We start from the raw sequence: 12113 nt of genomic DNA on the forward strand, positions 1-12113 counted from the left end.
ATGAACGAGAGAGTTTCAATTATAACACCAACATATAACTCAGAAAAGTTTATTTCTGAAACTATAGAAGCTATTCAAAAACAAACATATACCAATTGGGAGCTTTTAATTACAGATGACTGCTCTACGGATAATACTTTAAAAACTGTTAAAATTTATACAGATAAAGATAGTAGGATAAAAATATTTCAATTAGAGGCAAATTCAGGAGCAGGTATAGCAAGAAATAATTCTATAAAAGAGGCAACAGGTAGGTTTATTGCTTTTTGCGATAGTGATGATGTTTGGCGAGAGGATAAATTAGAAAAACAAGTTGCTTTTATGTTAAAAAATGATTTGTCTTTTACATACTCTGCTTATCAAAAAATGAATGAAAAAGGAGATAAAGGATCTGTTATTTACCCACCTAAAAAAATAACTTTTAAAAGTCTATTAAAAACATGTACGATAGGGTGTTTAACTGCAATTTATGATACAGAAAAGCTAGGTAAAAGATATATGCCCATTATAAGGAAAAGACAAGATTATGGTTTGTGGCTTACTATATTTAAAGATATAAAATATACTGAAGGTATTCATGATGAGGCTTTAGCTTATTATAGAGTAAGATCTAACTCTGTATCCAGTAATAAACTTAAAGCAGCAAAATATCATTACAGAGTTTTGAGAGAGTGTGGAGAGGTTAGTTTAATCAAGTCAATATACTTTTTTTTTTATTATTCTGTTAGAGGAGTTGTTAAATATTTAAAGTAGTAGGTTGTTAAAATTAAAGCATAGTAGTTTCTTAAAAAATTCTTAATATTGCGTTGTGAACTGAAAAGGTGATTACATATTAGAGATTTAATACTTCTCTTCTTAGGCGTTCACTTTTTAAGATGAAATAATGATAAAAAGAAAAAAGGAAAAATGTCTGTTTGTTAACGTTAGCAAGTCGCTAGATAAATTATTATCTAGTAGTAAAATTGCAGATAAATATGAAATTGTTTTTTATAAAGAGTTAGAGCCATCTAAAATAACATTCACAAACTATATAAAAGAGAACTATATAAAAGTTGTAGTTTTCGAAAGTTCTCAGTTAAATGAACTATCAAAAAAACAAGTTAATGAATTAATTAAGTTAAGATTGTCAGGTGTTGAAATTCACGATTCTGAAGACTTTTATGAATGTATCAATAAAAGAGTACCAATCATAAAAACACAGGACAATCAATATTTTTCTGACGAGATTTTTAGTTTAAGACGTAAACGTAGATTATTATTCTTTAAAAGAGGATTTGATATTTTATTTTTCCTAATTCTTTTCCCTATTGCGTTACCATTAACAATAATTGGTTGTTTTTTCACCAAGCTTACTTCAAGAGGAACGATGTTTTACTCTCAAATAAGAGTAGGTAGAGGAGGGAAGCCTTTTAAAATTTATAAAATACGAACCATGAAGACAAACAATGGAGGGTATACGGTGGCTAACGATAATAGAATTACTCCAGTGGGTAAATTTTTGCGATTCTCTAAAATAGATGAGTTACCTCAGTTATATAATATTTTAAAAGGTGACATGAGTTTGATAGGACCAAGACCAGAACAACCAAAATATGTAGAGGAGTATAGTCAAGAAAATCCATTTTTTAATTTAAGGCATATGATACGGCCTGGTGTTTCTGGTTGGGCACAAATACACTTACCTAAAGCAACTCCTGAAGAAAGTCTTAAAAAATTGGAATATGATTTGTTTTATATCAAAAGGTATTCTTGGAAATTAGATGTTAAAATTTTATTAAAGACTATAAAGATCATTTTCACAATGAATAGTCATTAAATAGTTTCTAAAAAGTAGTTATAACATCAAGATTAAGAAATGAAAAAAATACTAGTAACAGGCGGTTTAGGCTTTATAGGATCTCATGTCGTAGTAGAGTTACAAAACTCAGGTTTTGAGGTAGTGATTATCGATGATTTATCTAATTCTAAAATAGATGTATTGGAACAAATTACTAAAATATCCAATATTAAACCAGACTTTTATAAGATAGACTTACGAGATAAAAAAGCAGTAAGTAGCTTTTTTAATGATGGTACAATTGATGGAGTAATACATTTTGCTGCTTTTAAGGCTGTAGGAGAAAGTGTTCAAAAGCCATTGGATTATTACGAGAATAATATCAACGCTTTAGTTTATCTGTTACAAGAAATGAAAAATAGGAATATTGATCATTTTATTTTTAGCTCATCATGTACGGTTTATGGACAAGCAGATGAGTTACCTATTACAGAAGACGCTCCAGTAAAGATTGCTGAATCTCCTTATGGTTATACTAAGCAAATAGGAGAAGAAATTATTAAAGATAGTTGTAAGGCTTATGATATGAACGCTATAGCTTTACGATATTTTAATCCTATAGGAGCTCATGAATCTATAAAAATAGGAGAGTTACCATTAGGTGTTCCACAAAATTTAATTCCATTTATCACGCAAACGGCTGCTGGTATTCGAGAAGAACTAGCTGTTTTTGGAGACGATTACCCAACATCAGATGGAACTGCTATTCGTGATTATATTCATGTTGTAGATTTAGCAAGAGCTCATGTAAAAGCATTACAGCGTTTGTTGAATAAAGAAAATGAAGAAAATTTTGAGTTTTTTAATGTGGGAACTGGCAAAGGAAGTTCTGTGATGGAGATTATAAAAACTTTTGAAAAAGTTACTCAACAATCGTTGAATTACAAAATAGTAGGAAGAAGAGAAGGAGATATCACAGCAGCGTATGCAGATACAACTAAAGCGAATGAAGTTTTAGGGTGGAAGCCTCAAGAAACATTAGAAGAGGCTTTATTATCCGCCTGGAAATGGCAGCAAAAACAGTAATAATTTAGAATTCAAAGCTCAGGTTTTCCTGAGCTTTATTTTTTCTATAAATTAGCGTACTTTAAACGTTTAATAAATGAAGGGTATTATATTAGCAGGAGGTTCGGGAACACGATTATATCCAATTACTAAAGGAGTATCAAAGCAGTTACTTCCGGTATATGATAAACCGATGATTTATTATCCATTATCAGTATTGATGTTAGCTGGTATTCGAGAAATATTAATTATCTCTACACCAGATGATCTTCCAAATTTTCAAAAATTATTAGGAGATGGTAATGATTTAGGAATACACTTAAGTTATGCAGTACAACCTTCACCTGACGGATTAGCACAAGCATTTATCATTGGTGAAGAATTTATAGCGAAGGATGATGTTTGTCTTATTTTAGGAGATAATATTTTTTATGGTCATGGATTACCTGAAATGTTGCAATCTGCAATTGATAATATAAAGGAAAAAAATAAAGCCACTGTTTTTGGCTACAATGTAAAAGATCCAGAACGCTATGGAGTGGTAGATTTTGATGTTAATGGAAATGCTATTTCTATTATAGAAAAACCTGAGATTCCTAAATCTAATTATGCGGTAGTTGGTTTGTATTTCTATCCAAATGATGTAATTAAAGTAGCCAAAAATGTAAAACCATCAGAAAGAGGAGAGTTGGAAATTACTTCTGTAAACCAGTATTATTTAGAAAACGAACAACTAAAAGTTGAATTGATGGGACGTGGTTTTGCTTGGTTAGATACCGGGACGCATGATTCTTTATTAGAAGCAAGTCAATTTATTGAAACCATTGAAAAACGTCAAGGTTTAAAAGTAGCATGTATAGAAGAAATAGCGCTCTATATGGGGTACATTAATAAGGAACAAGTCAGAAATTTAGCAGGGCCTTTGAAAAAAAACAGCTACGGACAATATTTATTAAACTTAGTAAAAGAGAAATAATGATTTTTACGAAGACCAAAATTCCTGAAGTTGTTGTTATTGAACCAAAAATTTTTGGAGATCAAAGAGGGTATTTTTTTGAATCTTTCAATCAAAAAGAATTTAAAGAAAATATAGGAAATGTAAATTTTGTTCAAGACAATGAGTCGAAATCGACTTATGGAGTTCTACGCGGATTACATTTTCAAAAGCCACCTTTTGCTCAAGCGAAGCTAGTGCGATGTATTCAAGGAAAAGTATTAGATGTAGTTGTAGATGTTCGAAAAGATTCACCTACCTATAGTAAGCACATCACCTTAGAATTATCTGAAGAAAATAAAAAACAACTATTTATACCGAGAGGGTTTGCACACGGATTTGTAACCTTATCCAAAGAAGCTGTTTTTGCATACAAAGTAGATAATTGGTATGCCCCTGAATATGACTCAGGAATTATTTGGAATGATACTACATTGAATATTGATTGGAGAATTGATACTGAAGATATAATACTTTCTTCAAAAGACCAACAACTTTCTACTTTTACAGAGTTAAAAACTCCGTTTATTTATTAGTAACTTTGAGTTTATATACTAAACTTTCATGAGGAATATATTAATTACAGGAGGAGCTGGCTTTATAGGCTCTCATGTGGTAAGATTGTTTGTAAATAAATACCCAAACAAACACATAGTAAATTTAGACGCGTTAACATACGCAGGAAATCTAGAAAATTTAAAAGACATTGAGCATCAACCGAACTACACCTTTGTAAAAGGAGATATTTGTGATGAAGATTTATTGAAAAAATTGTTTTCTAGCTATTCAATTGATGGAATTATTCATTTAGCAGCTGAATCGCATGTAGATCGCTCTATTACAGATCCTTTGTCGTTTGTTAAAACAAATGTTTATGGAACCTTAAATTTATTAGAAGTAGCAAAAAATAGTTGGAAAGACAATTTTAAAGGAAAATTGTTTTATCATATTTCTACGGATGAGGTTTATGGAAGTTTAGGAAATGATGGTTTTTTTACTGAAAAAACTTCGTATAATCCCCAATCACCATATTCAGCATCCAAAGCTTCATCAGATCATTTTGTAAGAGCATACAAAAATACCTATGGTTTGCCAATCGTAATTTCTAACTGTTCAAATAATTACGGATCATATCAGTTTCCTGAGAAATTAATTCCGTTATTCATTAATAATATTTGTAATAACAAATCTTTACCAGTGTACGGTAAAGGAGAAAATGTAAGAGATTGGTTATATGTGGAAGATCATGCGAAAGCAATAGATGTTATTTTTCATAAAGGGATAATTGGAGATACGTATAATATTGGAGGGCTTAATGAATGGAAAAATATTGATTTAATTAAAGTTCTAATAAAAGTAGTAGATAAGTTTCTTGGAAGAGATGAAGGAGCGTCAGAAAAACTTATCACTCACGTTAAAGATAGAGCAGGTCATGATTTTCGTTATGCAATAGACGCATCAAAGCTTAAGAATGAGTTAGGGTGGGAACCTTCTTTACAGTTTGAAGAAGGAATAGAAAAAACAGTTAAATGGTATTTGGAAAATAAAGATTGGGTTAAGAATGTCACAAGTGGAGAGTACCAAAAATATTACAAAGAAATGTATGGGTAATACAAAAGCCAAAACTTTTTAGTTTTGGCTTTTGTATTATAAAATTTAGATTAGATTTTATCTAAGTCTACTTAAACTTAAATCTTCATTGTATTTAACAATAAATAAACCTTGATTTCCACTGCTCCCAAACATCTTTTTATGGTAGTCAAATTTATTTTCAACACGTAAAGAAACACCTTTTTTAAAGGTGTCTGTAAGTTCATTTCCTGAAGCCAAACGCATTAAAACATCATATGTTATATCAAAACCTTTAATAGCATAGTCTGAAGGAATAGTGTTGTTTTTTTGTAAATATTTATTGTTAAAATCTTTAGTTTCTAAGGCATTTTCGTCTGAATAAGTATTAGAAACATAAGTGAAATTTATACTAGCAAGTTTATTATTATCAATCTTATCGTAAGCATTGCCTTTACTAATAGCAAATACCTGAACTTTAGTTTCGTCAGGTAAGCTAATCATACTATTTAGAGCATCAGCAACTACTACATTGTCGTCAGAAGCAATTATAACCCAGTTATGTCTTTTAGAAGACATCTTACTTGTAAAACGCGTTCTCTTTATATAGCCTTTTTCAGGCTTTAAGATATGTATATTATTAATACTATCATGTTTTTTCAGTTCAGATATAATTATAGAAACTTTTGAATTTGTGTCTTTCTTTTCGTCACTGACAATAAATATTTCTTGATCTTTATAACTATCTTTTAAATAAGATGCTAAGTATATCTGATAGCTGTTTTTTTCAGGAGCTGTCTTAATTAACTTAGGTGAAGAAAATTTATCTTGTTTATTAGAGTAGTGTGGAAAAACGACTTTAGAGTTTACATTACGAGCAATAACTTCTGCTTTATCAGAATAAAAAGGACCAATAATTACATCTGTATTTTCTAATTTTTTATTTTCAAGAATTGTGGTTACATTCTTTCCTCTATTTCCTGTATCAAAAACGTTAACATTTACTTTAACTCCTTGTCTTTTTATAGAATCAATAGCAATTTCTGCTCCCATATAGAAGTCAGTTACCATATTAGTTAAAGGGTTGTCATCAAAAATATCTTTATTTGATTTTTCACTATATTCATCAGCCTTGAAAGGAAGTAAAATAGCAAGATTAATAGATGTGTTAACTTGAATAGAATCTTTGTAAAAAGAATAGTTTTCTCTTTTACTAACCTCTTCAATAGGTTTTATTTTTAATAATTGACCTACTGATAATTTATTGTCAGCCAAATCTGGATATTCTGGGTTCAAGCGTAGTAAGTCCTCTTTAGATACATTGTAAAAACGAGTTAAACTATACATAGTTTCTTTACTCTTAACAGTATGCGTTAAGAATTTTTCTAAAACTTCATTTTTATTAATGGTAACTGTTTTTTCTAAAGCCTTAACCTTTAATATCTGACCAATACTTAAATTATTACTTTGAATATTGGTGTACTCAGGGTTAAATTTAATTAAATCCTCTTTTGTTATACCATATTGTTTTGTAATACGATACACAGTTTCTCCCTTTTGAACTTCGTGAGTTTCATACTCAACAACTGTTTGTTGAAAAACAGTATCATCTTCTTCAGTTTCAATAGCCGTACCTTCGTTATTATTAGTATCGGTAGTATTTACCTCTTCTTCAGCTGAGGTAGTAGACGAAGAAGTACTCTTTTTAATTTTAGGGTTTGGTATTACAATTACTGTGTTAGCTTCAGGACGTCTTCCGACATCAGGGTTTAAACGTAATAAATCTTTCGTTTTTATGTCTAAACGATCCGCAATGTCTCGCATCGTTTCACCTTCTTGAATTTTGTAGGATACATAACGTTTTTGCTGGCCACAAGAAACGGCAAAAGTTAAAACACAAACTAATAGTAAAAACTGTAATTTCTTCATCTACTCTTTTTTTATATTAATGGTGGATTTTATTCCCACTCAATTGTTGCTGGTGGTTTAGAGCTAATGTCATATACAACTCTGTTTACACCTTTTACATTATTAATTATTTTATTTGATGTTTTTTGTAAAAACTCATAAGGTAAATTTACCCAGTCAGCAGTCATACCATCAGTGCTTTCTACAGCTCGTAAAGCTACCACTTTTTCGTAGGTTCTTTCATCTCCCATAACCCCAACAGAATTTATGGGTAATAAAATAGCACCAGCTTGCCATACTTTATCATACAACCCACTTTCTTTTAATCCGTTGATGAATACAGCATCTACTTCTTGTAAAATACGAACCTTTTCAGCTGTAATATCTCCTAAGATTCTAATAGCTAAACCAGGCCCAGGAAAAGGGTGACGACCTAATAATTCTTTATCAATTCCCATAGAAGCACCAACCCTACGTACTTCATCTTTAAAAATCATACGTAAAGGCTCAACAACTTTCAATTTCATGAAATCAGGTAAACCACCTACGTTGTGATGACTTTTTATAGTAGCTGAAGGACCACCGTTTACAGAAACTGATTCAATCACATCAGGGTATATTGTTCCTTGAGCTAACCATTTAGCATCTTCTATTTGATGCGCTTCATCATCAAAAACATCAATAAAAACTTTACCAATGGCTTTACGTTTCGCTTCTGGGTCACTTAATCCTGCAAGTTCTTCCAAAAAACGTGCCGAAGCATCTACACCTTTAACGTTTAATCCCATACCTTCGTATTGCCTTAATACGTCAGTAAACTCATTTTTACGTAACAATCCGTTGTTAACAAAAATACAGTGTAAATTACTTCCTATAGCTTTGTGTAGTAGAACTGCAGCTACGGTAGAATCTACTCCGCCTGACAATCCTAAAACAACTTTATCATTACCTATTTTAGCTTTTAACTCAGCAACCGTTTCGTCTACGAAAGAATCTGGTGTCCAAGTTTGGGCTACTCCTGCTATATTAACTAAAAAGTTTTGTAATAATTGTTTACCATCTGTAGAATGATATACTTCTGGATGAAATTGGATAGCATAAGTAGTCTCTCCATCAATTTTGTATGCTGCATTTTGTACATCATGAGTACTTGCTAATAATGTTCCTCCAGTAGGTAACTCTTTAATTGTGTCTGAATGACTCATCCAAACTTGACTTCCTTCAGAAATATCTTTAAAGAACTCTTCTCCTTCTTTAATAAAAGATAAGTTAGCTCTACCATACTCACGAGTATTAGAAGGAGCTACTAAACCACCAGAAAAATGAGCTAAATATTGTGCGCCATAGCACACTGCTAATAATGGTTTCTTACCTCTGATTTCAGACAAATCTGGATGAGGAGCCTCTTCTGAACGAACTGAAGATGGGCTTCCTGAAAGGATTACAGCTTTAAAATCGTTTAAATTTTGTGGTATTTTGTTGTAAGGGTGAATTTCACAATAAATATTTAATTCTCTTACACGGCGCGCAATTAACTGTGTGTATTGCGATCCGAAATCTAATATAAGTACGTTGTGTTGTTGCATGCGCAAAAATAGCACTTACATTTTATATTTGCGAGAATATTTAGTAAGAAATTAAAGAGTTTTTTAAACTATTAAATCTTGTAAACTATAGCATTAATATTCATACCAGCACCTACTGATGCTAAAATAATAACATCTCCTTTTTTTACTTCTTGGTTTTCAATATTTCCTTTTAAAACTAAATCAAGTAGGGTAGGTACGGTTGCTACTGAACTATTTCCTAATTTATGAATGCTCATTGGCATCACACCTTCAGGAATTGGTTTTTTGTACAAACGATAAAAACGTTTAATAATAGCTTCATCCATTTTTTCATTGGCCTGATGGATGAATATTTTTTTTACATCATCAATAGCTACACCACTTTTATCTAAAGCAGTTTGCATAGCTTTTGGAACATTGATTAAGGCAAATTCATAAATTTTTCGTCCATGCATCTTAATGTAGCGTACGTCTTTGTCTTTGTTTTTATCGTTTGAATTTCCAAAAAATAAAAAGTAGGCTTCATCTTTAGTAAAGGTTTGCGAAGCATGGCTTAAAATTCCACTATCATTTTTATCAGTAGCTTCTATGATGCAGGCACCAGCACCATCACTATAAATCATAGAGTCACGGTCATTCATGTCAACAACCCTTGATAAAGTCTCACCACCAATAACTAAACATTTTGTAGCAATTCCTGCTTTTATAAACGCTTGTGCTTGAATGACACCTTCAACCCAACCAGGACAACCAAATAAAATATCGTAGGCAACACAGTTAGGGTTTTTTATTTGTAACAAATGTTTTACACGAGTAGCTAAACTTGGAAGAATGTCACTTTGAATGGCATTCTTTTTAACATCACCAAAATTATGAGCAAAAATAATATAATCTAATTCTTCTTGATTAATTTTAGCATCTTTAATAGCTTTTTGCGCAGCAAAAAAACCTAAATCTGAAGCTTTATATTCATCTTTAGCGTAACGACGTTCTTCAATGCCAGTAATGGATTTGAATTTTTCAATAATTATAGGGTTAGCGTTGTCAAAAGATGTTCCATCGGCATTTAAAAATGAATGATTATTAAAGTTAGCATTTTCCTTTTTGATAGATGGGATAAATGAACCTGTTCCTGTAATTACTGATTTCTTCATTGAAATAAATGATTTTTTTAGGGTTGGTAATTACAAATAAAATATTTTTATTGATGATAACCGTTTTATTTACATTCAATTTCAAATATTTGTTATGTTTTTAAAAAAAACAAGTTAAATTGTTTTTTTTAAAATTAGAGGTGCTTTTTTTTGTGATTTTGATACTCGACGGTTGTTACAAATATGAGCTATCAAATGAAAAAGGTAATAATGAAAGTAACGATTCCGTTTTTACTATTTGTCCAACTTCTCCTGTAAATAGTATTTCAATTGGTTGTTTTTGGTTGATTTCATATTCTGATAATGTTTGACGACAAGCTCCACAAGGACCAACAGGTTTATCTACCGTAGAGTTTTCAGAAGCAGCAGTAATGGCTATTTTTAGTACTTTCATGTTAGGGTATTCAGAGCCCGCTTTCCAAATAGCTACTCGCTCTGCGCACATACCTGAAGGATAAGCAGCGCTTTCTTGATTGTTTCCTAAAACAACTTGACCATTGTCTAGTAATACAGCAGCTCCAACATTAAATTTAGAGTAAGGAGCGTAAGCTTTTTGTCTTGCCTCAATAGCTTTTTGAATTAAAAAAGCATCTTCAGTTGATAATTGTGATATATTATCAAATACAGTTGCTTTAGTAGTTACGTCAATTTTCTTCATCGTAAATAAATTAGTCAAAAAAAGCAGTCGGTAAGACTGCTTTTGTATTCTGATACGAATTTATAAAAAAAATACCACTTTTTAATATACTTCATATAGTTCTCCTAAATCAAAAGATAAAGAAAACCGTAATGTATTTTCTAACGGGTTGTTAACAGCTGCAGTATTTATTAAATAAGATAAATCTAAAGTAAAAGCTCTAGCAGTAAATCCTGTACCTAAGGTAAAGTATTGACGTTGTCCTTTTTCTTCACTCTCATGAAAATAACCAGCTCTAAGAGCAAAGGCATTGTTATACAGATATTCTGCACCTAAAGCCCATGTAGTTTCTTGCAATTCTTCACTAAAACTTCTATCTCCTAAAGATGTAAACATTCCTTCAAACCAACCTCTCTCTGAGTTAGGACTTGAAGGAACAAGTAATTTTGTAAGTTCCAAGTTAAGTCCCAAAATGTTTTTGTCATCAAAAATGAAATCAAAACCACCACCAATTTTTGCATTGGTTGGGATAAAGTTTTCAGGTCCGCTATTACTGTAATTTACTTTCGGTCCAATATTAGCGATGTTAAAACCTAATCGGTAACGTCCATTAAAATTTCCAAAGTTTTTTTCGTTAGATTGGTAATAACCAGAAACATCGACAGCAAAAGAGTTTACAGCTTTTAGGTCAGGGTTAGTACTAGTGATTTTGTAGTTTGAGTGGATATATTTCAAACCAATTCCCATAGAAAAAGTTTCACTTAACTTTAATGAATAAATACCAGTAATAGCTAATTCATTAGGGTTTTCTGTTCCATTAGAAGCACCACTGTCATTAGTTAAAGCTACTTCTCCAAGAGAGAAATACTTTAAATCAACACCCCAAGCAGATTTTTCACTGTACCTATTAACGTAAGAGCCTCCACCAACAAAAATATCGTCAGTTAAGTTTCTAAGCCAAGGCGTGTAATTGAGTCCTATGCTAATTTTATTTTGATTAAATGCAGTTTTTGCAGGGTTATGAAAAATTGAATAAGCATCTGAAGAGGTAGCTACTCCAATATCTCCCATACCACCAGCACGAGCATCAGGTGTAATCAATAAGAAAGGCATTGCCGTTGTGTTTATTGATGTTTGGGCTTGCGCTTTATTTTGAAGGGTAAAGCACACAAAAAATAATACGATAGATAATTTTTTCATGTAAAATTTGATTAATTGTTTAGCAAATATATAATTTTTCTTGAGGGAGTTTATAACTAGTAACTTTTTTTAGATTTCGTATAAATAAAACTTAATGGTTTATTTATTAGTTAACTAACTAAACGAGTTTGCTTAAACAATATTATATATTGTATACGTAATAATGAAAAAAATATTTTTACGCTGTTAAAAAATAATAAACTTTAATGGTCTGTTTTTTAATCTTTTTCTTAGATTCGTA

The 12113-nt window shown here is 31.1% G+C and carries 11 protein-coding genes; 6 read left to right on the forward strand and 5 right to left on the reverse strand.

Annotation, left to right across the window (positions count from 1 at the left end):
• From ACXIHB_RS13540 to rfbB, 6 genes are all read left to right on the forward strand, one after another.
• The gene (locus ACXIHB_RS13540; protein ID WP_462098460.1) at positions 1-753 is read left to right on the forward strand and encodes a glycosyltransferase family 2 protein; all 753 of its coding nucleotides are present in this window, start codon (positions 1-3) and stop codon (positions 751-753) included.
• 130 nt (positions 754-883) lie between these two features.
• The gene (locus ACXIHB_RS13545) at positions 884-1816 is read left to right on the forward strand and encodes a sugar transferase (RefSeq protein WP_462098461.1); all 933 of its coding nucleotides are present in this window, start codon (positions 884-886) and stop codon (positions 1814-1816) included.
• Positions 1817-1855: 39 nt separating this feature from the next.
• Entirely contained in the window at positions 1856-2863 is a 1008-nt protein-coding gene (galE, locus tag ACXIHB_RS13550) for a UDP-glucose 4-epimerase GalE (RefSeq protein ID WP_462098462.1), read from the forward strand.
• 76 nt (positions 2864-2939) lie between these two features.
• Positions 2940-3818, forward strand: coding sequence for a glucose-1-phosphate thymidylyltransferase RfbA (gene rfbA / locus ACXIHB_RS13555; protein WP_462098463.1), 879 nt, complete (start codon positions 2940-2942; stop codon positions 3816-3818).
• Entirely contained in the window at positions 3818-4372 is a 555-nt protein-coding gene (gene rfbC / locus ACXIHB_RS13560; RefSeq protein WP_047790237.1) for a dTDP-4-dehydrorhamnose 3,5-epimerase, read from the forward strand. Before rfbA ends, rfbC begins: the two co-directional genes overlap by 1 nt.
• A gap of 28 nt (positions 4373-4400) precedes the next feature.
• The gene (gene rfbB / locus ACXIHB_RS13565) at positions 4401-5447 is read left to right on the forward strand and encodes a dTDP-glucose 4,6-dehydratase (protein WP_159494536.1); all 1047 of its coding nucleotides are present in this window, start codon (positions 4401-4403) and stop codon (positions 5445-5447) included.
• Positions 5448-5504: 57 nt separating this feature from the next.
• Here the strand turns inward: rfbB and ACXIHB_RS13570 are convergent, their stop codons facing one another.
• From ACXIHB_RS13570 to porV, 5 genes are all read right to left on the reverse strand, one after another.
• Positions 5505-7334 carry an amino acid ABC transporter substrate-binding protein gene (locus ACXIHB_RS13570; protein ID WP_462098464.1) on the reverse strand — a complete coding sequence of 610 codons (1830 nt, stop codon included), beginning with the start codon at positions 7332-7334 and terminating at the stop codon, positions 5505-5507.
• Positions 7335-7363: 29 nt separating this feature from the next.
• A complete protein-coding gene (gene guaA, locus ACXIHB_RS13575) occupies positions 7364-8899 on the reverse strand; it encodes a glutamine-hydrolyzing GMP synthase (protein ID WP_462098465.1) in 1536 nt (511 codons plus the stop codon).
• 71 nt (positions 8900-8970) lie between these two features.
• Positions 8971-10035 (reverse strand): 3-oxoacyl-ACP synthase III family protein, encoded by a 1065-nt coding sequence (locus ACXIHB_RS13580; RefSeq protein WP_462098466.1) that lies wholly within the window; start codon positions 10033-10035, stop codon positions 8971-8973.
• Positions 10036-10210: 175 nt separating this feature from the next.
• Positions 10211-10693, reverse strand: a complete 483-nt coding sequence (gene cdd / locus ACXIHB_RS13585; RefSeq protein WP_047790233.1) for a cytidine deaminase — start codon at positions 10691-10693, stop codon at positions 10211-10213.
• Between the two features lie 81 nt (positions 10694-10774).
• On the reverse strand, positions 10775-11872 hold the full coding sequence (porV, locus tag ACXIHB_RS13590) for a type IX secretion system outer membrane channel protein PorV (protein ID WP_462098467.1): 1098 nt from the start codon (positions 11870-11872) through the stop codon (positions 10775-10777).
• Positions 11873-12113: the final 241 nt, after the last annotated feature.

The sequence above is a fragment of the Tenacibaculum sp. IMCC1 genome (assembly GCF_054906355.1).

Bases quoted from the DNA above. Each gene is read 5' to 3' on its own strand.
- ACXIHB_RS13540 (WP_462098460.1), top strand. From the start codon at position 1: ATGAACGAGAGAGTTTCAATTATAACACCAACATATAACTCAGAAAAG.
- ACXIHB_RS13545 (WP_462098461.1), top strand. From the start codon at position 884: ATGATAAAAAGAAAAAAGGAAAAATGTCTGTTTGTTAACGTTAGCAAG.
- galE (WP_462098462.1), top strand. From the start codon at position 1,856: ATGAAAAAAATACTAGTAACAGGCGGTTTAGGCTTTATAGGATCTCAT.
- rfbA (WP_462098463.1), top strand. From the start codon at position 2,940: ATGAAGGGTATTATATTAGCAGGAGGTTCGGGAACACGATTATATCCA.
- rfbC (WP_047790237.1), top strand. From the start codon at position 3,818: ATGATTTTTACGAAGACCAAAATTCCTGAAGTTGTTGTTATTGAACCA.
- rfbB (WP_159494536.1), top strand. From the start codon at position 4,401: ATGAGGAATATATTAATTACAGGAGGAGCTGGCTTTATAGGCTCTCAT.
- ACXIHB_RS13570 (WP_462098464.1), bottom strand. From the start codon at position 7,334: ATGAAGAAATTACAGTTTTTACTATTAGTTTGTGTTTTAACTTTTGCC.
- guaA (WP_462098465.1), bottom strand. From the start codon at position 8,899: ATGCAACAACACAACGTACTTATATTAGATTTCGGATCGCAATACACA.
- ACXIHB_RS13580 (WP_462098466.1), bottom strand. From the start codon at position 10,035: ATGAAGAAATCAGTAATTACAGGAACAGGTTCATTTATCCCATCTATC.
- cdd (WP_047790233.1), bottom strand. From the start codon at position 10,693: ATGAAGAAAATTGACGTAACTACTAAAGCAACTGTATTTGATAATATA.
- porV (WP_462098467.1), bottom strand. From the start codon at position 11,872: ATGAAAAAATTATCTATCGTATTATTTTTTGTGTGCTTTACCCTTCAA.